The organism is Streptomyces sp. NPDC059564, assembly GCF_042735575.1.
Taxonomy (GTDB): domain Bacteria; phylum Actinomycetota; class Actinomycetes; order Streptomycetales; family Streptomycetaceae; genus Streptomyces.
Map to the genome: position 1 here is coordinate 1 of NZ_JBHWBP010000116.1, position 21,411 is coordinate 21,411.

A 21,411-nucleotide genomic window follows, 5' to 3' on the forward strand; every position below is an offset into this window, starting at 1 on the left:
GCACGGTACTGGCCGCTGGAGCCGTCGCCCTGGCCGGCGGCACGCTGGCCGCCTGCGGCGGCGGCGGCGAAGCGACGAAGCCCGCCCCCGAGCAGCCGGCGGGCTCCCCCGCCCCGCAGTCCTCGTCCGGTTCCTCGGCCGAGTCCCCGGCGGCGGCGGGCAAGGTGCTCGTCAAGTCCTCGGAGGTGCCGGTGGGCGGCGGCACGATCCTCAAGGACCAGAAGCTGGTGGTGACCCAGCCGACGGCCGGGTCCTTCCGCTGCTTCTCGGCGGTGTGCACGCACCAGGGCTGCCTGGTCGACAAGGTCGCGGACGGCACCATCGACTGCCCCTGCCACGGCAGCAGGTTCGAGGTGGCGGACGGGGCGGTGGCCAAGGGCCCGGCCACCCGTCCGCTCGCCGAGCAGAAGATCGTGGTGGCCCCCGACGGCGGAATCTCGCTCGCCTGACCGGGCCCGCCCCGCCTACCCTCCCCGGATGGACGACCTCACCCTGGTACGGGAGCACACGATCTACGCCTGCGTCATGGGCTCCCGCGCCTTCGGGCTGGCCACGGAGGCGAGCGACACCGACCGGCGCGGTGTCTACCTCGCCCCCACGCCGCTGTTCTGGCGGTTCGAGAAGCCGCCGACGCACGTGGACGGTCCCCGGGAGGAGGAGTTCTCCTGGGAGCTGGAGCGCTTCTGCGAACTGGCCCTGGCCTCCAACCCGAACGTCCTGGAGTGCCTGCACTCCCCCCTGGTCGAACGCCTCACCCCGGCCGGCGAGGAACTCCTCTCCCTGCGCGGGGCGTTCCTCTCCCGCCGGGCCCACACCAGCTTCAGCCGCTACGCGGCCTCCCAGCGCGGCAAACTCCTCGCGGACGTCCGCGTCCACGGCGCCCCGCGCCGGAAGCACGCCATGCACCTGCTGCGCCTGCTGATCTCCTGCCGCGACCTGCTGCGCACGGGCCGCCTGACGATCGACGCGGGCCCGGACCGCGAACGCCTCCTCGCGGTCAAGCACGGCGAGCTGACCTGGGAGGAGGCCGACTCCTGGATGGCCCGCCTCACCGAGGAGACCGACGCCGCGCTGACCACCACCCCCCTCCCCGCGGAGCCGGACCGCGCCCGCGTCGAGGACTACCTCCACCGCACCCGCCGCGCCTCGGCCGCCTAGCGTCCGCCGCCGCACCGCGAAGGCGCCGGGCGTCGCTCACGCGTCCCAGAGGGTGCCGAAGGCCAGGAGTTCGTCGCGGTACTCGACGCGGCCCTCCCAGTCGCGGGGCCAGACGTCCGCGCCGAGGTGGGCGCCCGCGAAGGCGCCGGCCAGGCAGGCGAGGGAGTCGGAGTCGCCCCTCGTGCAGGCGGCCCGGCGCAGGGCCAGGAGCGGGTCCGCCGGGAACAGCAGGAAGCAGTGCAGGGCGGTGGCCAGCGCCTCCTCGGCGATCCAGCCGTCGCCGGTGGTCAGGCAGGGGTCGGTCTCCGGGGAAGGAGTGCGCAGGGCCGCCGCGAGCCGGTCCAGGGCGGTCAGGCACTCGTCCCAGCCCCGGGCGATGAAGGACTCCGGCGAGGCGTCGGACGCGGTGCGGGCCCAGAGATCGCCGAGCCAGCGCTCGTGGTAGCGGGTCCGGTTCTCCAGGGCGTACGAGCGCAGCTGCCCGACCAGGCCGGTGACCTCCGTGCCCCGCGCCAGCAGGTGGACGGCCCGGGCGGTGAGGTCGGAGGCGGCCAGCGCGGTGGGGTGGCCGTGGGTGAGGGCCGACTGGAGCTGGGCGGCGCCCGCCCGTTCCTCCTGCGTCCAGCCCGGGACCAGCCCGACGGGCACCACCCGCATGTTGGCCCCGCAGCCCTTGGAGCCGGTCTGGCTGGCGTCGCGCCAGTCCCGGCCGGGCTCGTCCAGGAGGCCGCAGGCCACCAGGCAGGTGCGGCCGGGGGCCCGGTTGTTCTCCGGGGAGTGGTACCAGTCGACGAACTCCTCCCGGACCGGCCGGGCCAGCCGCAGCGGGCCGACCGGGCCGCGCTCGGCGGCGGTGCGCATGCCGCGCGCCAGCGCCAGGGTCATCTGGGTGTCATCGGTGACGATGGCGGGGCGCGGCAGGGCCATCTCGCGCCACGGGCCGGTCTTGGCGAGGATCGACGGCACGTCGCTGAACTCGGTCGGGAAGCCGAGGGCGTCGCCCAGGGCCAGGCCGATCAGGGCGCCGGTCGCGGGGCGCTTGTGCGCTATCGGGCTCGTCGTCATCGGGCGGGGCCTTCCGTGGGGCGCAGCAGGGGCGGGTGGAGGGTGGTCGCCGGTCCCGCCCGGTACAGCGCGGCGGGTTTGCCGCGGCCGCCGGTCAGCCGGGCGGCTCCCGGGACGGCCTCGACGAAGCCGGGGGTGGCGAGGACCTTGCGGCGGAAGTTGGGCCGGTCCAGGGCGGTGCCCCAGACGGTCTCGTAGACGGCCTGGAGCTCCCCGAGGGTGAACTCGGGCGGGCAGAAGGCGGTGGCGAGGCAGGTGTACTCCAGCTTCGAGCCGACCCGCTCCCGGGCGTCCGCGAGGATCAGCGCGTGGTCGAAGGCCGGCTCGGTCACCTCCCCCACCGGGACCCAGCGCGCCCGGTCGGCGTCCCCGCCGCCCTCCGCGGCCGGTTCGGGCATGTCGGGGACGAGGGCGGTGAAGGCCACCGACACCACCCGCATCCGGGGGTCCCGGTCGGGTTCGCTGTAGGTGCGCAGCTGTTCCAGGTGCAGGGAGGCGACCAGCGCGGGCGCCAGGCCGGTCTCCTCGGCCAGTTCGCGGCGGGCCGCCGTCTCGGCGGACTCGCGGGGCAGGACGAAGCCGCCGGGCAGGGCCCAGGCACCCGCGTACGGTTCCCGCCCGCGCCGGATCAGCAGGACGTGCAGCACGCCGCCGCGCACGGTGAGGACGGCGAGGTCGACGGTCACCGCGAACGGCTCGAAGGCGTGCGGATCGTACGGCGCGGATCCGGGGCCCGCACCGGCGCTCATCGCCGCTCCGGGAGCGGGGCCGCGAAGTGCCAGCCCTCTTCCAGCAGGGCGTCGACCGCCGCCACGGCCGTCTCCAGCCGGGTGCGCCGGTCCCCGCCCACGAGCAGGAAACGCCTTCCGGTACGCGCGAGTTCCCGCCGGAACCGGGCCGTCATCCAGGGTCTGAGCTGCGGCTCGTCGCGCAGGCCGTCGTCCTCGAAGGGCACTGAGGCATCGTCCGTCAGCAGGTACAGGTCCCGCCGGGTGAGGCCGGCGATCTTCTCGACCTCCCGGTTGCGGCCGCCCATGTACCGCGCGTGCCAGATGCCGGTCGCGAAGGAGTCGGTGTCGCAGAACAGCACGGGCGAGCCGAGCCGGGCCGCCCGCTCCTCCGCCGCGTCCTGGCGGCGGGCGATCACCGGGAACTCGTCCGAGGTGAAGGCCACGTCCGTCCAGGACGCCGAGGGGTCGCCGGCGCGGGCCGCCGCGAGCTTCTCCTCGCTGTACTCGCGCCCGTACTCGGCGACCCAGCCGGTCTTCGCCCACACCCCGCCGCGCCGCCGGTAGTGCGCGGCCAGCTCCCGCGAGAGGGTGGTGGTGCCGGTGGACTCGGCGCCGAGGACGACGACCCGCCGGGTCAGCGCGGCCCGTACGGCCGGTCCCAGGAACTCCCAGCAGCCGGCCGGGTCCGCGCGCACGGCCGTCCCCGACACCGGGAACAGGGTGCGCGCCGGGTCGACGCAGACCTCCTCGGCGCCGAACCGCCGCGCGAGCTCGGTCCCGTAGGCCTCGGAGGTGAAGACGGCGTCGACGCGCCGGCCCACCGCGCCCCGGAAGACCGCCATGTGCGCCTCCCAGACCGCCGGGTCGTGCAGGTCGACGGGGATGTCGTCGATCGCCCCGACCACCTGCGCACCGGGGTGCTCCTCGCGCATCCAGGCCACCCGGTCGGCGAGCGGCACCGACTCCACCGAGGCGGCGCACACCAGCACGGTGAGCCGTTCGCACTGGTCCTGGGCGGTGCGCACCAGGTGGTGGTGTCCGGCGTGCGGCGGGTAGAACTTGCCCAGCACCAGCCCGTGGCCGTACCGCTTGCCCTTCGGCCGGCTCATGCCGTCGCCCCCACGGCCGTACGGGTGCCGTCCGCGGGGAGGGCGCGCCGCCAGCCGACGAGCCCGGCCACGCACGGGGCGAGGAAGCCGGCGTAGAGGACCGAGGTCAGGTACAGGCCCTTGTACGCGTACAGCGGGACGTAGACGAGGTCGGCGGCGATCCACAGCCACCAGGACTCCAGGAGCTTGCGGCACTGCCCGTAGGTGGCCACGAGCGAGAGCCCGGTGGTCAGTGCGTCCCAGAAGGGGACGGTGGAATCGCTGACCCGGCCCAGCAGGAGGGTCAGGGCGGCGACCCCCACCGCCCCCGCCGCGAGCAGCCAGGCCCATTCGGCGGCCGTGGTGCGGCGCACCGGCAGGGCCGTGGCGGTTCCTGGTCCACCCCCGTGGGTCCAGGACCACCAGCCGTACGCGGCGAGGGCGATGAAGACGATCTGCAGCCCGGCGTCGGCGTAGAGGCCGGCCTGGGCGAACAGCACGATGAAGAAGACGTTGTTGGCGATGCCGACCGGCCAGTTGGCGAGGTGCTGCCGCGCCACCAGAACGACGCACACGGCGCCGGTGACGAAGCCGAGCACCTCGGTCCAGCTCGTACTCCACCCCATGGCGGTTGCCCCCATCCCTTTAATAGTCACAGTGACTATAAACAGGGAAGGGGGTCCCGGACAAGCGGAAAGCCCGCGGCACCTCAGGGGTGCCGCGGGCTTCCGGTGTACTGCGGGAGTGCGGTGCCGTTACAGACCGACCTCGCGCATCAGCATGCCGACCTCGGTGTTGGTCAGGCGGCGCAGCCAGCCCGACTTCTGGTCGCCCAGCTCGATCGGGCCGAAGGAGGTCCGCACGAGCTTCTCGACCGGGAAGCCGGCCTCGGACAGCATGCGGCGGACGATGTGCTTGCGGCCCTCGTGGAGGGTCACCTCGACCAGGTAGTTCTTGCCGAGCTGGTCGACGACGCGGAAGTGGTCGGCGCGGGCGTAGCCGTCCTCCAGCTCGATGCCGTCCTTGAGGCGCTTGCCGATGTCGCGCGGCAGCGGACCGGTGATCGCGGCGACGTAGGTCTTCTTCACGCCGTACTTCGGGTGCGTGAGGCGGTGGGCCAGCTCACCGTGGTTGGTGAGGAGGATGATGCCCTCGGTCTCGGTGTCGAGCCGGCCGACGTGGAACAGGCGGGTCTCGCGGTTGGTGACGTAGTCGCCCAGGCACTGGCGGCCGTCGGGGTCCTCCATGGTGGAGACGACGCCGGCGGGCTTGTTGAGCGCGAAGAACAGGTACGACTGGGTGGCGACGGTCAGGCCGTCCACCTTGATCTCGTCCGACGGCTTCACGCGCTTGCCCTGCTCGAGCACGATCTCGCCGTTGACCTCGACGCGGGCCTGCTCGATGAGCTCCTCGCACGCGCGGCGCGAGCCCATGCCGGCACGGGCGAGCACCTTCTGCAGGCGCTCACCCTCCTCCTCGGCGCCCGGGAAGGTCTTCGGGGTCTTGATCACGGGCTTGTCGGCGTACCGGTCGCGCACGCGCTCCTCGATCCGCGCCTCCAGCTCGCGCGGCTTGGACTGGCCGCTGCGGGAGCCGGGGCCGATGCGCGGGCCGCCCGCGCCGCCGATGCCGGGGGTACGGGAGACCTTGGGGCCGCCCTTGGCGCCACCGCGGGCCGCCGCGCCGCGCGCACCGCCACCGCGGTTGCCGTCGGCCGCGCCGCGGGCACCGCCGCCGCCCGCCTTGGCGCCGCCGCGGCCGTTGCGCTCGCCCTCGGGGCCTACGTCGTAGCGACGCTCCTCGGGGCGGGGGTTGCGGATGCGGGGGGCCTGCTCGCGGTCGCGGTCACGCGAGTCGGAACCGCCGCCCTGGTAGCCGCCGCCCTGGTAGCCGCCACCGCTGGAGCTGCCGCCGCCGCGGTAGCCGCCGGTGCTGCCGCCACGGGAGCCGCCACCCTGGTAACCACCACCGGAGCTGCCGCCACGGGAGCCACCGCCCTGGTAACCACCACCGGAGCTGCCGCCACGGGAGCCGCCACCCTGGTAACCGCCACCGGAGCTGCCGCCACGGGAGCCACCGCCCTGGTAACCGCCGCCCGAGCTGCCACCGCGGGAGCCGCCGCCGGAGCCGCTGCCACCGCCGGAGCCGCCACCGCGGTAGCCACCGCCGCCGCCGGAGCCGCCGCGGGGAGCGCTACCGCGTCCGCCACCACCGCCGCCGCCGCTGTTCCTGTTGCCGCCACCGTTGCCGTTGCCGCTGCTTCGCATCAAAGTTCCGTCGTCTTGTCGTCTTCATCGGTATCCGGTGCATCCGGATCGAACGACGGAACACCCTCTTGCGTCTCGGCTTCGATCGCGTCCGCCTCGGGGAGGAAGGGCGCGAGCTCCGGGAGCTCGTCCAGGCCGCGCAGGCCCATCCGCTCCAGAAAGTAGTTCGTCGTCCTGTACAGGATCGCACCTGTTTCGGGTTCCGTCCCCGCCTCGGCCACCAGACCCCGCTGCAGGAGGGTCCTCATGACCCCGTCGCAGTTCACTCCGCGGACCGCCGAGACCCGCGAGCGGCTGACCGGCTGGCGGTACGCGACGACGGCGAGAGTCTCCAGGGCCGCCTGGGTGAGACGGGCCTGCCGGCCGTCCAGGACGAAGGCCTCGACGGCCGCCGCGTACGCGGGCCGGGAGTAGAAGCGCCAGCCCCTGGCGACGTGCCGCAGCTCGAAACCGCGCCGCTCGGCGGTGTACTCGTCGGCCAGTGCGGCCAGCGCGCCGTCGACCTCGCGCGGGGTCCGCTCCAGCACCTTGGCCAGGTGCTCCGCCGTCGCGGGCTCGTCGACCACCATCAGGACGGCCTCCAGCGCCCCCTTGAGGTCCAGGGCCCCCGTCGCCCCATCCGTCATTCCCGTACCTCCACGACCTGGTCGAACTCGTCCGTCACCGTCGGCATCCCGTCGCCGTCCCCGCCGCACCAGCGCACGGTGAGCGTGAGGAGGGCGTCCTCCTGGTCGAGGACCACCGCCTTCTCCCGGTAGAGCTCCAGGAGGGCCAGGAAGCGGGCGACGACGGTGAGGGTGTCGGGGGCGTCCTCGGTCAGCTCCCGGAAGGTCGCCTCGCCGCGCGCCTTGAGCACCCGTACGACGAGTCCCGCCTGCTCCCGCACGCTGACGAGCGGGGCGTGGATGTGGTCGACGTAGACCTCGGGCCTGGCCTTCGGCCGCATGGCGCGGACCGCGAGGCGGGCGAAGCCCTCGGCGCCGATGGCGATGACCACGTCGGGCAGCAGTTCGGCGTGGTGCGGTTCCAGGCCCACGGTGCGGGGGTAGCGGCTGCACTCGTCCTCGGCGCGGGTCTCGAAGATCGCGGCGATCTGCTTGTACGCCCGGTACTGGAGCAGCCGGGCGAAGAGCAGGTCCCGGGCCTCCAGCAGGGCCAGGTCCGCCTCGTCCTCGACCTCGGCGACGGGCAGCAGCCGGGCGGCCTTGAGGTCGAGCAGGGTGGCCGCGACCACGAGGAACTCGGTGGTCTGGTCGAGGTCCCCCTCGGGGCCCATGGCGCGGATGTGGGCCATGAACTCGTCGGTGACCCGGGACAGCGCGACCTCGGTCACGTCCAGCTTGTGCCGGGAGATCAGCTGGAGCAGCAGGTCGAAGGGGCCCTCGAAGTTGTCCAGGTGCAGGGTGAACCGGCCGTCGCCTCCGGCGGGGGGCTCCTCGCGGGGCGCGGCGGGCCCGTCAGCGGCTCCCGGGGGCCCGGTGGCCCCGTCCCCGCTCCCGGCCGGCTCGCGACCCTCAGGGGGCTCCTCAGCCGCTCCTGGGCCGCGCCCCAGGCTCCGGCGGGCGGGGCGGGCGGCGGCGTGGTTCGGGGGCATCGCGGTCCAGGGTGGTGCGGAAGGCGGCCGGACGGCCACGAGCAGCCTAGGCCCTGCCCGTCCGGATCCCCGGGCATCCCCGCGCCCGCACCGGACGGGTCGTGCGGGGCCTCGGCCGGGACGGGCCGCCACCCGGCCCCGGAACGCACGCCGCGGGCGCTCCGGGTCAGCGGCCGCGGAGGCGGCGGACCAGGATGCTCGCGTCGCCGCGGGACTCCAGGTCCGCGAGGACCACCGCGACCGCCTCGCGCACGATGCGCCCGCGGTCGACGGCGAGCCCGTGCTCACCGCGGAGCACCAGCCGGGCGTGCTCCAGGTCCATGAGCTCCTCGGCGGAGACGTAGACCGTGATCTTCTCGTCGTGCCGCTCGCGCCCGCTGGGCCGCCGGTTCGCGCCCCGGCCCTGCCCCTTGCCGGACCGGGGCGAGGACGCCCCGGCGGCGGTGGCAGAACCTTCCTGCGGCCTGCGCTGCGCGCCCACCGCCGGATCGCCGGGCTCCCGCCCGCGGCTGTCGCCCGTGGTCCTCGCCGTGCCGTCCGCCGGTGCGGCCGCGTGCTCCGTACCGCCGGCCGGCGCCTCCTCGGCGCCCCGCCTCGGCGAGGACGACTGGAGGGCCATCCCCCCGGTCGTACGGAACAGTTCGTCGGCTCCGGGCAGACTCACTCGGCGGGACACCGGGCGAGCACCTCCCTGGCCAGCTGGCGATAGGCGGCGGCGCCGACGGAGTTGGAGGCGTACGTGGTGATCGGCTCACCGGCGACCGTGGTCTCCGGGAAGCGCACCGTCCGGCCGATGACCGTGTGGTAGACGTGGTCGTCGAAGGCCTCGACGACGCGCGCCAGCACCTCGCGGCTGTGCACCGTACGGGAGTCGTACATCGTGGCGAGGATGCCGTCGAGCTGCAGGTCCGGGTTGAGCCGCTCCTGCACCTTCTCGATGGTCTCGGTCAGCAGCGCCACACCGCGCAGCGCGAAGAACTCGCACTCCAGCGGCACGATGACCTTGTGAGCCGCCGTCAGGGCGTTCACGGTCAGCAGACCGAGCGAGGGCTGACAGTCGATCACGATGTAGTCGTAGTCGGCCATCAGGGGCTTCAGCGCCCGCTGCAGCGTCGACTCGCGCGCGACCTCGCTGACCAACTGCACTTCGGCGGCGGACAGGTCGATGTTGCTCGGCAGCAGGTCCATGTTGGGGACCGCCGTCTTGAGCAGCACCTCGTCGGCCGACATGCCCCGCTCCATGAGCAGGTTGTAGACCGTCAGGTCGAGTTCCATCGGGTTCACGCCGAGGCCCACGGACAGCGCGCCCTGCGGGTCGAAGTCGACGAGCAGCACGCGGCGCCCGTACTCGGCGAGCGCGGCACCCAGGTTGATGGTCGACGTGGTCTTGCCCACGCCGCCCTTCTGGTTGCACATCGCGATGATCGTCGCCGGACCGTGGTCGGTCAGCGGACCCGGGATCGGGAAGTACGGCAGCGGGCGTCCGGTCGGGCCGATCCGCTCACGGCGCTGACGGGCAGCGTCGGGGGCGAGGGTGGCCGCGTACTCGGGGTCCGGTTCGTACTCCGCGTCGGGGTCGTAGAAGTGCCCTTCGGGCACGTTGTCGTAGTCGGCGAAACCCACGGGCTTGTCGCCGCTCGGGTCGCCGGCCCTGGAGTTCACGTCTAGGCCGTCCATGCTCTTTTGGGGCGTCGTCATGTGCTGGTGGTTTGCGAAGGTGCGGACTGCGACGGAGCCGACGGCTTCCCGCCCGGCAGGACCCCGGCCCCGCTCAGGCCCGCCTGCTCGACCACCCCCAGGAGCAAATGTCGACTCATTCACAAGTCGTCTTACCTCCTCGGACGTGACCAGGACACTTATCGATAGGTCAGCGTTGCACCATGCCGACGGTTGGCGACTCTATGGCGTGTCACCGCCCAGCGGCAACACAATCCGCCGGACCCGGCACGATGTGTCGGCAACCGAACACCACTCTGTCAAGGGCGTACGAGCTGTCGCCGCGAAGTTTCGCGGGTGTGCGAAAGGGTTAAAGGGTTACGTTCGAGGCGAGTTGAGCGGGGTCCGCGGCACCCCCGCAAACGCCTCCGGCCGGACCTTGCGGGCAAGGTCCGGCCGGATACGTGAGATTGACGTCAGTCGTTGACGACTCAGCCGAGCAGCGTGTTCAGCTCGAGGGTCGGCAGGCCGTGCGCCTCGGCGACCGGACCGTAAACGACCTGGCCGTCATGGGTGTTGAGGCCCAGACCGAGCGCCGGGTCACGACGCAGCGCCTCGACCCAGCCGAGGTTCGCGAGCTGCACGATGTAGGGCAGCGTGGCGTTCGTCAGGGCGTAGGTGGAGGTGTTCGGCACCGCGCCCGGCATGTTGGCGACGCAGTAGAAGACCGAGTTGTGGACCTGGAAGGTCGGCTCGGCGTGGGTGGTCGGACGGGAGTCCTCGAAGCAGCCGCCCTGGTCGATCGCAATGTCGACAAGGACACTTCCGGGCTTCATCTTGGCGACGAGCTCGTTGGTGACCAGCTTCGGGGCCTTCGCACCCGGGATCAGCACCGCGCCGATGACGAGGTCGGCCTCGACGACGGCCTTCTCCAGCTCGTAGGCGTTGGAGACGATCGTCTTGATCTTCGTGCCGAAGATCTTGTCGGCCTCGCGGAGCTTGTTGATGTCGCGGTCCAGCAGGGTCACGTGGAAGCCCATGCCGATGGCGATCTGCGCGGCGTTCCAGCCGGAGACGCCGCCGCCGATGACCACGCACTCGCCGGCGTGGGTGCCGGGCACGCCGCCCGGGAGGACGCCGCGGCCGCCGGCCGAGCGCATCAGGTGGTAGGCGCCGACCTGCGGGGCCAGGCGGCCCGCGACCTCGGACATCGGGGCGAGCAGCGGGAGCGCGCGGTTGGCGAGCTCGACCGTCTCGTACGCGATGGCGGTGGTGCCGGACGCGAGCAGGGCGTCCGTGCACTCGCGGGAGGCCGCGAGGTGCAGGTAGGTGAAGAGGGTCTGGTCCTTGCGGAGGCGGTGGTACTCCTCCGCGATGGGCTCCTTGACCTTCAGGAGCAGGTCCGCGGTCTCCCAGACCTCGTCGGCGGTACCGAGGATCTCGGCTCCGGCGGCGACGTACTCGGCGTCCGTGATCGAGGAGCCGACACCGGCGTTCTGCTCGATGAAGACCTGGTGGCCGTTGCGGACCAGCTCATGCACGCCGGCGGGCGTGATGGCGACCCGGAACTCGTTGTTCTTGACCTCGCGGGGGATGCCGACCTTCATCGTCGATCACGGTCCTTGGTTCAGGGGATATTACGGGGCACTTCCATACATACCCGCCCACAAGAACGCGCAACGGGATGCACCACGGGATGCCGCGGTGAAGCCAGTCTAATGAAGGATGAGTCGCTGTCTAGCCTTGCAAACGAATAATCTTAGTCGGAACTACTACGGATTTCGCAGGCTGCGGGGTCATCTCCCAGCAATCTGTCAGCCGCTGACCGGTGCAGCCGGGCGGCCGCCGGGTCGCCCAGCCGGTCCAGCGTGTCGGCCAGCCGCACCTGGAGCGCGGCCTGCAGCCGCAGGTCGCCGGCCTTGCGCGCGAGCTCGATCGCCTCGCGGCAGGTGTGCAGCGATTCGCCGGGCCGTCCCGCGTACTCCTGGACCCGCGCCATCTCGCTCAACGCCTTTGCCTGGCCCGGGACATCGGCGAGCCTGCGGTAGCCCGCGGCGGCCGCCCGCCAGCTGCGCAGCGCCTCCCCGTAGCGGCCCGCGTACGTGTGCACGTTGCCGAGCCGGCCGTAGAGCCTGGCCTCGTCCGCCCGCTCCCCGCGCGCGAGGGCCTGGGACAGGGCGCGGCCGAACCAGTCGGAGGCCCTCGGCCAGTCCTCCAGCTCCTGGTACGCACCGCCTACGGATTCCATCGCGCGGCCCGTCGCGTACGGGTCCCCGGCGGCCTTTCCGGCGACCAGCGCGGCCCGGTAGCGCTCCAGGGCCTCCTCGGTCCGGCCGGTCTCGGCGTCCAGATCGGCCAGGTTCAGCAGCGCGGCGGCCCGCTCCCGGTGCAGCCCGCGGCGCTCGGCGACGTCCAGGACGAGCTCGTGCAGCCCGTACAGCTCGGGGGCGGCGGCCTCCGTGCCGCGGTGCTCGGCCAGGGCCCTGACCAGGGCCGCGACCAGCCTGCGCGCCAGGGTGTCCAGCCCGCCGTCGGCCACGGCCAGGTGGGCGGCGGCGGTCAGCGCGGGCAGCCGGGTGTCGAGCCAGGTGGCGGCGGCCCGCCGGTCGGGGAAGCGCAGGGCGCGCGGCAGCCCGTCGAGGCGCTCGCGCAGCCGGTCCTCGTCCTCCTCGGCCATGGCCCGGCAGGAGGTCAGCAGGCGTACGGTCCGCTCCAGCATCCGGGCCCGGGCCAGCTGCACCTCGGCGGGCCGCTCCTTGGCCTCCAGCAGCGCCTGGAGCAGGGGGGCGAGGCAGCCGGGCAGCAGGAACAGGCCGTCGGGCGCGTGCCGTACGAGGCCCAGCCGGGCGAAGTCCTCCAGCGTCGACTGGGCCGCGGCCACCGAGCAGCCCGCGAGGGCCGAGGCGGTGTGCGAGTCGAGGATCCCGGCCGGGGCGAGCGGCAGCAGCCGCAGGGTGCGCTGGGCGGGCTGCGGGAGGGACTCGTAGACGAGCCGGAAGGTGCGGGCCAGCGGGCCGGCGGAGGCGGTGGAGGGCATGTCGTGGAGCTGCTTGGCCACGTCGGCGACGGCGGCCTTGGGGTGGGCGGCGAGCCAGCCCCCGGCGAGGGCCAGCGCGGCGGGCTGCCCCCCGCACTCCTCGGCGAGGCCCTCGGCGGCACGCGGGTCGACGGTGACGCGGGTGTCCCCGATGATGCGGGCCAGCAGCTCGACGGCGGAAGGGGTCTCCAGCCCGCCGAGGGTGCAGGGGCGCACGTCCGGGATCCCGGTCAGCGGCCCCTCGGCGGTGACCACGACCAGGCACTCGGGGGTGTCCGGGAGCAGGGCGTCGACCTGCTGCGGGTCGGCGGCGTCGTCGACGAGCAGGATCGCCCGCCGGCCGGCGAGCGCCTCGCGCAGGGCCGCGCTCAGGTCGTCCTCGCAGGCCCCGGGCGGGGTGGCCCGTCCGAGCCCCTCCAGCAGGGTCCGTACCGCCCGCTCGGTGGCGACGGTCTCCCCGCCGGGGGTGGTCAGCCGCACCCGGAGCAGCCCGTCGGGGTACTGGTCGGCGACCTCGCGGACGAACGCCTCGGCGAGCGCCGTCCGCCCCGAGCCGGGCCGCCCGGCGACGAGCAGCACCCGGGCGCGGGGCGCCTTGGCCTTGCGGCCGGAGAGGGTGTCGAGCCCGGTCCGTGCGATGTCCTCGCGCAGCTCCTTGAGCTCACGCCGCCGCCCGACGAAATCCGCCACGGATCCGCTCCTCTCCCTGCCTTCGGGTTGCGAGCGTAGTTCACGCAGAGCGACGAACCGTGGGGAGCGCGGCGGACAGATCGCCCAATCGGATCAGCCGATGTGCCTATTTTCCGACGTGGCCGGGGTCCGGGGGCGGCTACGCCTCGTACGGGCGGGCCGGCCAGGGGGCGAGGGCCGGTCGCAGCGCGTCCAGGCCGGTTTCGGACGCGAGGGCGGCCGAGACCCCCAGCACCCCCGCGACGAGCGCCGCGTTCGACAGTTCGCCCGCGAGGATCCCCCGTACCAGCTCCTCCACCGGCACCCAGGCCAGTTCCAGGTCGGCCTCCTCCGAGGAGGTCTCCTCGTACCGCTCGCCCTCCGCCTCCGAGACCCCCCGCGCCACGAAGATCCGTACCGCCTCGTCGGAGCCGCCGGGCGAGGAGAAGAAGTCGGCCAGCACCCGCCAGTCCTCCGCCTTGACGTACGCCTCCTCGTACAGCTCCCGCTGCGCGGCGTGCAGCGGGTTCTCCCCGGGGACGTCCAGCAGCCCGGCCGGCAGCTCCCACAGCCGGTGCCGCACCGGGTGGCGGTACTGGCGGATCACCAGCACCCGGCCCTCCTCGTCCAGCGCCACCACGCACACCGAGCCGGGGTGCACCTGGTAGTCGCGGCGCACCACCGACCCGTCCGGCATCCGCACCTGGTCGGAGGCCACCGCCGTCTTCGCCCCCTCGAACGGCCGCCGGGTCGCCAGCGTCTCCCAGGTCTCGGACGTGTCCTTGATGACGTTGCCCATGCCCAATGCCCTCCACAACGCGCGACAGCCGGGGTACGGAACTCCGTACCCCGGCTGCCTACGTTACCGAGCGTCAGGCCTTCTGCTGGCGCTCCACCGCGGCCTTGACCAGGCCCGCGAACAGCGGGTGCGGCCGGGTCGGGCGGGAGCGGAGCTCCGGGTGGGCCTGGGTGGCCACCAGGTAGGGGTGGACCTCGCGCGGGTACTCGACGTACTCGACGAGCTTGTTGTCCGGGGAGGTGCCGGAGAAGACCAGACCGGCCTTCTTCTCCAGCTCGCCGCGGTAGGCGTTGTTCACCTCGTAGCGGTGGCGGTGGCGCTCGTCCACGTACGCCTGGTCGCCGTAGACCTCGCGCACGATGGAACCCTCGGCGAGCTTCGCCGGGTACATGCCCAGGCGCATGGTGCCGCCCAGGTCGCCCGCGCCCTCGACGAAGGCCAGCTGCTCCTCCATCGTGGAGATCACCGGGTGCGGGGTGGAGGCGTCGAACTCGGTGGAGTTCGCGTCCGCGATGCCCGCCAGGTTGCGCGCGGCCTCGATGACCACGCACTGCAGGCCCAGGCACAGGCCGAGCAGCGGGACCTTGTTCTCGCGGGCGTAGGTGATCGCGCCGACCTTGCCGTTGACACCGCGGTCGCCGAAGCCGCCGGGGACGCAGATCGCGTCCACGTCGCCGAGCACCTCGGCGGCGCCGGCCGGGGTCTTGCAGTCGTCGGAGGTGACCCACTTGATCTGCACGCGGGCCCGGTTGGCGAAACCGCCGGCGCGCAGCGCCTCGGTCACCGACAGGTAGGCGTCGGGCAGGTCGATGTACTTGCCGACGAGCGCGACCTTGACCTCGTGGTCGGGGTTGTGGACCCGGTCCAGCAGGTCCTCCCACACCGTCCAGTCGACGTCGCGGAAGGGCAGGTCGAGCTTGCGCACGACGTAGGCGTCCAGGCCCTCGGTGTGCAGCACCTTCGGGATGTCGTAGATCGACTTGGCGTCGATCGCCGCGACCACGGCCGCCTCGTCCACGTCGCACATCAGCGAGATCTTGCGCTTGATGGAGGTGGGGACCTCGCGGTCGGCGCGCAGCACGATCGCGTCGGGCTGGATGCCGATGTTGCGCAGGGCCGCGACCGAGTGCTGGGTCGGCTTGGTCTTGAGCTCACCGGAGGGGCCGATGTAGGGCAGCAGCGAGATGTGCACGACGAAGACGTTGTCGCGGCCGACCTCGTGGCGGACCTGGCGGACGGTCTCCAGGAACGGCAGGGACTCGATGTCGCCGACCGTGCCGCCGACCTCGGTGATGACGACGTCGACGTCGTCGGTCGCCATGCGGCGGATGCGGTGCTTGATCTCGTTGGTGATGTGCGGGATGACCTGCACGGTGTCACCGAGGTACTCGCCGCGCCGCTCCTTGGCGATGACCTGCGAGTAGACCTGGCCGGTGGTGACGTTGGCCGAGCCGTCGAGGTCGACGTCGAGGAAGCGCTCGTAGTGGCCGATGTCCAGGTCGGTCTCGGCGCCGTCGTTGGTGACGAACACCTCGCCGTGCTGGAAGGGGTTCATCGTGCCGGGGTCGACGTTCAGGTACGGGTCGAGCTTCTGCATCGTGACCCGCAGGCCGCGCGCCTTCAGCAGCGCACCCAGGCTGGAGGCCGTCAGCCCCTTGCCGAGGGAAGAAGCGACACCCCCGGTGACGAAGATGTGCTTGGTCGTCATGGCTGTGCTGTTTCGAAAAGCAGCGGGCGGCATAGCCAAGAGGGGGCTCCCGTGGTCGCGAGGTGAGGTGCGTCCGGCGCCGTTCCGCGGAGATCCGGAAAGGGTCTCTGGGGGCGCCGAAGCTGCGGTTTCGGGGCTCCTGATTCGCACAGGCAGACCACCGGTCCACGGGGTACCAGCCTATCAGCGCCTCGGACGGTCCGCCTCCGGGCGCGCGGCGCGCAGGGCCTCCAAGGCGCCCTCACTACCGCCTCGCGACCGCCCCCACCAGCGCATTCCCGCAGGTCACCCGTTCAGCCGAGTCACATTGTCCCAAGACTTCAGGAGATCACTAGGGTGCCGTCATACCCTGCTCGGATACCGCTGCACATCGCCGCCGAGCAGCCCGGCAAACGGCGTAACCTCGCCACTTCCGGCAATCTAGGGCTCGACGCGGGGATCCCTGCGCACAGGAGACCGCGCAACAGCGCAATGCAAGCGCCCTACGGGGCGGACGTGGCCGTTCGACTGGAGAGCAACGTGTCCGGGCGCATCGAGGATTACGCACTGATCGGGGACATGCAGACCGCGGCGCTGGTCTGCCGGGACGGGGCGGTGGACTGGCTGTGCCTGCCACGCTTCGATTCCCATGCCGTCTTCGCGAGCCTTCTGGGCACCGAGGAACACGGGTTCTGGCGGATCGGCCCGGCCTTCGCGCCGGGTACCGAGCCGCCGAGGGCCGCGCGCCGCCGCTACCGCGGTGACTCCCTGGTGCTGGAGTCGGAGTGGGACACCCCCCGCGGGACCGTCCGCGTCATCGACTTCATGCCGCCGCGCGAGGACCACGCGCCGCAGCTGATCCGCATCGTGGAGGGGGTCAGCGGGCGCGTGCCGATGCGCTCCGCGCTGCGGATGCGCTTCAGCTACGGGCGGGTCGTGCCCTGGGTGCACAAGGTGGACGGGCGCACCGTGGCCGTCGCCGGCCCGGACTCGGTCTGGCTGGACACGGGGGCGGAGACGTACGGCAAGGACCTGACGACGTACTCCGACTTCACCGTCGGGCCCGGCGACCGGGTGGCCTTCGCCATCAGCTGGCAGCCCTCCCACAAGGGGGCCCCCGAGACCCCCGACGCCGAGGCGGCGCTGGAGGCGACGACCGACTTCTGGCAGGAGTGGGTCTACCACTGCACGTACCACGGCCCCTACCGGGAGGCCGTGATCCGCTCCCTGATCACCCTCAAGGCGCTGACGTACGCCCCCACGGGCGGGATCGTCGCCGCGCCGACCACCTCGCTCCCGGAGGAGATCGGCGGCAGCCGCAACTGGGACTACCGCTACACCTGGCTGCGCGACGCCGCGATCACCCTGTCCTCGCTGCTGCGCACCGGCTACCGCGAGGAGGCCTCCGCCTGGCGGGACTGGCTGCTGCGCGCGGTGGCGGGCGACCCCGAGAACCTGCAGATCATGTACGGGATCGCGGGCGAACGGGAGCTGGGCGAGACCGAGCTGGACTGGCTGCCCGGGTACGAGAACTCGGGCCCGGTGCGCGTCGGCAACGGCGCCGCCCACCAGCTCCAGCTCGACGTGTACGGCGAGGTCACCGAGGCCCTGCACCTGGGCCACATGACGGGCCTGGCCCGCAACGACTACGCCTCGCTGCTCCAGCTGAAGCTGATCCGCTACCTGGAGATCCACTGGAACGAGCCGGACGAGGGCATCTGGGAGGTGCGCGGCCCGCGCCGCCACTTCGTGCACTCGAAGGTGATGGCGTGGGTGGCCGTGGACCGCACGATCAAGCTGATCGAGAGCGGGGACGCGGACGGCCCGCTGGAGCGCTGGCGCGAGCTGCGCGACGAGATCCACGCGGACGTCTGCGAGAAGGGCTACGACCCGGAGCGCAACACCTTCACCCAGTCCTACGGGTCGCGCGAGCTGGACGCCTCCCTGCTGCTGATCCCGCAGATGGGCTTCCTGCCCCCGGACGACAAGCGGGTCATCGGCACCATCGAGGCCATCCAGCGCGAGCTGTCGACCCCGGACGGCTTCATCCTGCGCTACCCGACGGCCGGCGAAGAGGCCGGTGTCGACGGTCTGGAGGGCGACGAGGGCGCCTTCCTCGCCTGTTCGTTCTGGATGGCGGACGACCTGGCGATGATCGGCCGGGTCGACGAGGCCCGCCGGCTCTTCGAGAAGCTGCTGGCCCTGCGCAACGACCTGGGGCTGCTGGCCGAGGAGTGGGACCCGAAGCTGCAGCGCCAGGTCGGGAACTTCCCGCAGGCCTTCAGCCACGTTCCGCTGATCGACACGGCCCTGCGGCTGACGGCGAGCGGGGCCTACGGGGGCTGACGTACGGGCCCCGCGCGGGCGCGCGGCCCCGTACCCGCCCGCCTACGCTGGAAGGGTCCTACGCCCCTCTTGGGAAGGGGGGATGGCCATGCCACCCCTCTCGAAGGCGGGCGCGGCCCTGGCCGCGCTCCGCGAGGATCTGGCCGGCGAGGTCTTCGCCCCGGACGACCCCGGGTACGACGAGGCGCGGACCGTCTTCAACGCCATGGTCGACCGGCGTCCGGCCGTGATCGCCCAGTGCGCGAGCGAGCCGGACGTGGTCACGGCGGTCCGCTTCGCCCGTCGCCTCGACCTCCCGGTCGCCGTACGGGGCGGCGGCCACAGCGTCGCGGGGACGGCCCTGGGCGACGGGGCGGTGGTCGTGGACCTGCGCCGGATGCACGAGGTGACGGTGCATCCGGCGGCCAAGGCGGTACGGGTCGGCGGCGGCGCCACCATGAGCCACCTCGACCGGGCCTGCGAGCCCTACGCCCTGGCCACCACCGGCGGCCGGGTGTCCACCACGGGCGTCGGCGGTTTCGTGCTCGGCGGCGGCTCCGGCTGGCTGGACCGGACCTTCGGCCTGGCGGTGGACAACCTCCTCGGAGCGGACGTCGTCACCGCCGACGGCACCTGCGTGACGACCACCGCCGAGGACCGTCCCGAGCTGTTCTGGGCCCTGCACGGCGGCGGGGGCAACTTCGGGGCCGTCACCTCGCTGACGCTGCGGCTGCACGAGCTGCCCGTGATGTCGATGGCGATGGTGATGTACGACCCCGGGCGGGGCGCCGAGGCCACCACCCTGTACCGGGACCTCATCGCCTCGGGGCCGCGCGAGGCGAGCGGCGCCGTGATCTTCCTGACCGCCCCGCCGGCCCCGTTCGTCCCGCCCCACCTGGTCGGCAGCAAGCTCTGCGTGGTCGTGCTGACCTACGCCGGCCCGGAGGAGGCCATGCGCCGGCTGGCCGCGCCGCTGCTGGCGCTGCCGCACGAGGCCGAGCTCGTCACGGCCCTCCCGTACGCCGATCTCCAGTGCATGATCGACGACCCGCCCGGGCTGCGGAACCACTGGTCCGCCGAGTACCTGACCGGGCTGCCCGACGAGGCCGTCGACGCCTACTGCGCGCTGGCGGGGTCCATGCCGGTCCCCACCGGCACCCAGCACATCGTGTTCCCGCTGGGCGGGGCCATCGCCGACCAGCCGGACGGGTACCCCGTGCCGTACCGGGACTCGCCGTGGGCGGTGCACCCGTTCGCCATGTGGGAGGACCCGGCCGACGACGAGCGGTGCCGGCAGTGGGTGAGGGACGTACGGGCCGGCGTACGGCCCTGGAGCAGCGGGGCGGTGTACCTCAACTTCCTCGGCGACGAGGGCGAGGAGCGGGTGGCCGCGGGTCTCGGCGAGGAGAACCTGCGCAGGCTGCGCGCGGTCAAGCGGGAGTACGACCCCGACAACGTCTTCCGCTTCAACCACAACATCAAGCCCGCGTGACCCTTTGGTAGCGTCCGCGATATGGACAACCAGGGCGGGATCACGGTTCAGCGGGCGCTGGAGCTGCCGGGGCTGCGCGGCGGTCTGCCGGAGGTGGTGGCCTGCGCCGACCGGCTCGGCCGGACCGTCCGCTGGGTGCACGCCGGCGAGGTCCCGAACATCGCCTCGCTCCTCAAGGGCGGGGAGCTGCTGCTGACCACCGGGCTCGGCCTCGGCACCCGGCCCGCCGAGCAGCGTGCCTTCGTACGCCGCCTCGCGGACCGGGGGATCGCCGCGCTGGTGGTGGAGCTGGGCCCGCGGTTCACGCGGCTGCCGGCCACCATCGTGGAGACGGCGAAGGCGGCCGGGCTGCCGCTGGTGCAGCTGCACCGCGAGGTCCCCTTCGTGGCGGTCACCGAAGAGGTCCACACCGAGATCGTCAACGGCCACTACGCGCTGCTCCAGCGGGCCGAGGAAGTCCACCGGCGGTGCACCGAGGCCCTGTTGGGAGGCGGCGGGATCCCGCAGGTGCTGCGCATCCTGGCCGACTTCACCGCCAACCCGGTCTTCCTGGAGACCCCCGACGGGCAGCTGCTGTACGCGGCCGGGCCGGTGTCCGGGGACGCGGCGGCCGACCCGCTCCAGGTGTGGGAGGGCCTGCGCGGCCAGCGCGCGGCCGAGCCCTCGGCGACGGCGGTCGTGGTCGACGTACCCGGCGGCGGCCACGGCTCGGGCTCGGTCAGGGCCCGGGTGGTCCTGGCCGGGGTGTCGGCCCCGCTGCTGCCGGTCCACCGGATGGCGGCGGAGCGCACGGCCGGGGTCCTGGCGGTGGTCCTCATGCAGGCGCGGCAGGAGGAGGAGCTGGCCGCGCGCGGCCGGGGCGACTTCCTGACGGACCTGGCGGAGGGCCGCATCTCGGCGGAGGACGCACCGGCGCAGGCCAGGGTGCTGGGCTTCCGGCCGGGGGCGGGGCCGCTGCTGCCGATCGTGATGCGGCTGTCCTCGGACCTGGGGGCTTCGGGGAACTGGGCCGTACTGGCCCGGGCGGTGCTGGAGGAACTGTCCTCGGTCGGGGTCCCGGTGCTGCTGGGCGTCCGCCCGGTGGAGGGGCGGGTTCCGCTGCTGGTGTCGCTGCGCGCGGAGTCGGAGCGGGCGGCCGTCGCCGACCGGGTCGCGGCGGCGCTGCGGGCGGGGGTGGAGCGGGCCGGCCTCGACCGGGCCGGGGCCCCTCCGGCGGTGGTCGTCGGCGTCTCGGGCAGCTGGGCGGCGGCCTCGGCGGGCCTGCGCCACGCCGCCGAGACGGCCACGGCCGCGCACGGGCTCCCGGCCCGGCCCTGGTACGACGCCCGGCGCCTGGACATCGACCTGCTGCTGTGGCGGCTGCGGGAGCACCCCGACCTGGCGGCGTTCGTGGACCGCGCGATCGGGGCGCTCCGCGTCCACGACACGAACTCCCGGCCGCCGCTGCTCCCCACCCTGGAGACCTACCTGGCCCACGCGGGCCGCAAGGCGGAGACCGCCCGCGAACTCCACCTGAACCGCCAGACCCTGTACAACCGCCTGGCCCGCATCTCGGAACTCCTGGGCACGGACCTGGACGACCCGGAGACGGTCCTCTCCCTGAGCCTCGCCCTGCGGGCGCGCCGCCACGCGATTCCTTCCTGACGCGCGGCTCGCACGGCTCAGCGCTGGCGCGCTTCCCCGGCTTCGCCGCGCTGCGCGGGGCTGTCCCCTACCCGCCCTTCCACCGTTCCCGCCTCAAACGCCGGCGGGGCTGCGGTTGCCACAGGTGGCAGCAGTGTTCAGCCAATCCAGCCTCGCCGGCGTTTGCGGCGCGGGGTCTGGGGCGGAGCCCCAGGGTCTT

The 21,411-nt window shown here is 73.2% G+C and carries 18 protein-coding genes; 5 read left to right on the top strand and 13 right to left on the bottom strand.

The window, feature by feature from the left end; genetic code table 11:
* Both ACFV0Q_RS20450 and ACFV0Q_RS20455 read left to right on the top strand, forming a co-directional pair.
* On the top strand, positions 1-449 hold a 449-nt coding region (locus tag ACFV0Q_RS20450; protein WP_385007281.1), incomplete at its 5' end, for a Rieske (2Fe-2S) protein.
* Between the two features lie 28 nt (positions 450-477).
* Positions 478-1,158 carry a DNA polymerase beta superfamily protein gene (locus tag ACFV0Q_RS20455; protein WP_385007283.1) on the top strand — a complete coding sequence of 227 codons (681 nt, stop codon included), beginning with the start codon at positions 478-480 and terminating at the stop codon, positions 1,156-1,158.
* 36 nt (positions 1,159-1,194) lie between these two features.
* On the opposite strand, the gene ACFV0Q_RS20460 is transcribed toward ACFV0Q_RS20455, so the two are convergent.
* The 13 genes from ACFV0Q_RS20460 to ACFV0Q_RS20520 form a co-directional block, all read right to left on the bottom strand.
* Positions 1,195-2,223, bottom strand: coding sequence for an ADP-ribosylglycohydrolase family protein (locus ACFV0Q_RS20460; protein WP_385007285.1), 1,029 nt, complete (start codon positions 2,221-2,223; stop codon positions 1,195-1,197).
* Entirely contained in the window at positions 2,220-2,972 is a 753-nt protein-coding gene (locus tag ACFV0Q_RS20465) for an NUDIX domain-containing protein (protein WP_385007287.1), read from the bottom strand. Before ACFV0Q_RS20465 ends, ACFV0Q_RS20460 begins: the two co-directional genes overlap by 4 nt.
* Complete coding sequence (locus ACFV0Q_RS20470) at positions 2,969-4,063, bottom strand: AAA family ATPase (protein WP_385007288.1); 1,095 nt, start codon at positions 4,061-4,063, stop codon at positions 2,969-2,971. Before ACFV0Q_RS20470 ends, ACFV0Q_RS20465 begins: the two co-directional genes overlap by 4 nt.
* The gene (gene pnuC / locus ACFV0Q_RS20475; RefSeq protein WP_385007291.1) at positions 4,060-4,683 is read right to left on the bottom strand and encodes a nicotinamide riboside transporter PnuC; all 624 of its coding nucleotides are present in this window, start codon (positions 4,681-4,683) and stop codon (positions 4,060-4,062) included. The genes ACFV0Q_RS20470 and pnuC overlap by 4 nt, the downstream gene beginning before the upstream one ends.
* 114 nt (positions 4,684-4,797) lie before the next feature.
* Positions 4,798-6,309, bottom strand: a complete 1,512-nt coding sequence (locus ACFV0Q_RS20480; protein ID WP_385007293.1) for a pseudouridine synthase — start codon at positions 6,307-6,309, stop codon at positions 4,798-4,800.
* Positions 6,309-6,935, bottom strand: coding sequence for an SMC-Scp complex subunit ScpB (gene scpB, locus ACFV0Q_RS20485; protein WP_385007295.1), 627 nt, complete (start codon positions 6,933-6,935; stop codon positions 6,309-6,311). The genes ACFV0Q_RS20480 and scpB overlap by 1 nt, the downstream gene beginning before the upstream one ends.
* Positions 6,932-7,903, bottom strand: coding sequence for a segregation and condensation protein A (locus tag ACFV0Q_RS20490; RefSeq protein ID WP_385007297.1), 972 nt, complete (start codon positions 7,901-7,903; stop codon positions 6,932-6,934). The genes scpB and ACFV0Q_RS20490 overlap by 4 nt, the downstream gene beginning before the upstream one ends.
* Before the next feature lie 166 nt (positions 7,904-8,069).
* Positions 8,070-8,579: a hypothetical protein gene (locus ACFV0Q_RS20495; protein WP_385007299.1), complete on the bottom strand. Its 510-nt coding sequence runs from the start codon at positions 8,577-8,579 to the stop codon at positions 8,070-8,072.
* Positions 8,564-9,724, bottom strand: coding sequence for a ParA family protein (locus tag ACFV0Q_RS20500; protein ID WP_385007301.1), 1,161 nt, complete (start codon positions 9,722-9,724; stop codon positions 8,564-8,566). The genes ACFV0Q_RS20495 and ACFV0Q_RS20500 overlap by 16 nt, the downstream gene beginning before the upstream one ends.
* 326 nt (positions 9,725-10,050) lie before the next feature.
* Positions 10,051-11,166, bottom strand: a complete 1,116-nt coding sequence (gene ald, locus ACFV0Q_RS20505) for an alanine dehydrogenase (RefSeq protein WP_385007303.1) — start codon at positions 11,164-11,166, stop codon at positions 10,051-10,053.
* Positions 11,167-11,318: 152 nt separating this feature from the next.
* Positions 11,319-13,286, bottom strand: a complete 1,968-nt coding sequence (locus ACFV0Q_RS20510) for a tetratricopeptide repeat protein (protein ID WP_385007305.1) — start codon at positions 13,284-13,286, stop codon at positions 11,319-11,321.
* Positions 13,287-13,425: 139 nt separating this feature from the next.
* On the bottom strand, positions 13,426-14,064 hold the full coding sequence (locus tag ACFV0Q_RS20515; protein WP_385007307.1) for an NUDIX domain-containing protein: 639 nt from the start codon (positions 14,062-14,064) through the stop codon (positions 13,426-13,428).
* Positions 14,065-14,137: 73 nt separating this feature from the next.
* On the bottom strand, positions 14,138-15,805 hold the full coding sequence (locus ACFV0Q_RS20520; RefSeq protein WP_385007313.1) for a CTP synthase: 1,668 nt from the start codon (positions 15,803-15,805) through the stop codon (positions 14,138-14,140).
* A 462-nt stretch (positions 15,806-16,267) separates the two neighbouring features.
* Between ACFV0Q_RS20520 and ACFV0Q_RS20525 the strand changes: the two genes are divergently transcribed.
* The 3 genes from ACFV0Q_RS20525 to ACFV0Q_RS20535 all read left to right on the top strand — a co-directional run bounded on the left by ACFV0Q_RS20525 (position 16,268) and on the right by ACFV0Q_RS20535 (position 21,212).
* Positions 16,268-18,097: a glycoside hydrolase family 15 protein gene (locus tag ACFV0Q_RS20525; protein ID WP_385007309.1), complete on the top strand. Its 1,830-nt coding sequence runs from the start codon at positions 16,268-16,270 to the stop codon at positions 18,095-18,097.
* A gap of 88 nt (positions 18,098-18,185) precedes the next feature.
* Positions 18,186-19,568, top strand: a complete 1,383-nt coding sequence (locus ACFV0Q_RS20530; protein ID WP_385007315.1) for an FAD-binding oxidoreductase — start codon at positions 18,186-18,188, stop codon at positions 19,566-19,568.
* A 21-nt stretch (positions 19,569-19,589) separates the two neighbouring features.
* Positions 19,590-21,212 (top strand): PucR family transcriptional regulator, encoded by a 1,623-nt coding sequence (locus ACFV0Q_RS20535; RefSeq protein WP_385007311.1) that lies wholly within the window; start codon positions 19,590-19,592, stop codon positions 21,210-21,212.
* Positions 21,213-21,411 lie beyond the last annotated feature (199 nt).

Excerpts from the sequence above, each read along its gene's own strand:
- ACFV0Q_RS20455 (WP_385007283.1), top strand. The coding sequence starts at position 478 with ATGGACGACCTCACCCTGGTACGGGAGCACACGATCTACGCCTGCGTC.
- ACFV0Q_RS20460 (WP_385007285.1), bottom strand. The coding sequence starts at position 2,223 with ATGACGACGAGCCCGATAGCGCACAAGCGCCCCGCGACCGGCGCCCTG.
- ACFV0Q_RS20465 (WP_385007287.1), bottom strand. The coding sequence starts at position 2,972 with ATGAGCGCCGGTGCGGGCCCCGGATCCGCGCCGTACGATCCGCACGCC.
- ACFV0Q_RS20470 (WP_385007288.1), bottom strand. The coding sequence starts at position 4,063 with ATGAGCCGGCCGAAGGGCAAGCGGTACGGCCACGGGCTGGTGCTGGGC.
- pnuC (WP_385007291.1), bottom strand. The coding sequence starts at position 4,683 with ATGGGGGCAACCGCCATGGGGTGGAGTACGAGCTGGACCGAGGTGCTC.
- ACFV0Q_RS20480 (WP_385007293.1), bottom strand. The coding sequence starts at position 6,309 with ATGCGAAGCAGCGGCAACGGCAACGGTGGCGGCAACAGGAACAGCGGC.
- scpB (WP_385007295.1), bottom strand. The coding sequence starts at position 6,935 with ATGACGGATGGGGCGACGGGGGCCCTGGACCTCAAGGGGGCGCTGGAG.
- ACFV0Q_RS20490 (WP_385007297.1), bottom strand. The coding sequence starts at position 7,903 with ATGCCCCCGAACCACGCCGCCGCCCGCCCCGCCCGCCGGAGCCTGGGG.
- ald (WP_385007303.1), bottom strand. The coding sequence starts at position 11,166 with ATGAAGGTCGGCATCCCCCGCGAGGTCAAGAACAACGAGTTCCGGGTC.
- ACFV0Q_RS20515 (WP_385007307.1), bottom strand. The coding sequence starts at position 14,064 with ATGGGCAACGTCATCAAGGACACGTCCGAGACCTGGGAGACGCTGGCG.
- ACFV0Q_RS20520 (WP_385007313.1), bottom strand. The coding sequence starts at position 15,805 with ATGCCGCCCGCTGCTTTTCGAAACAGCACAGCCATGACGACCAAGCAC.
- ACFV0Q_RS20530 (WP_385007315.1), top strand. The coding sequence starts at position 18,186 with ATGCCACCCCTCTCGAAGGCGGGCGCGGCCCTGGCCGCGCTCCGCGAG.
- ACFV0Q_RS20535 (WP_385007311.1), top strand. The coding sequence starts at position 19,590 with ATGGACAACCAGGGCGGGATCACGGTTCAGCGGGCGCTGGAGCTGCCG.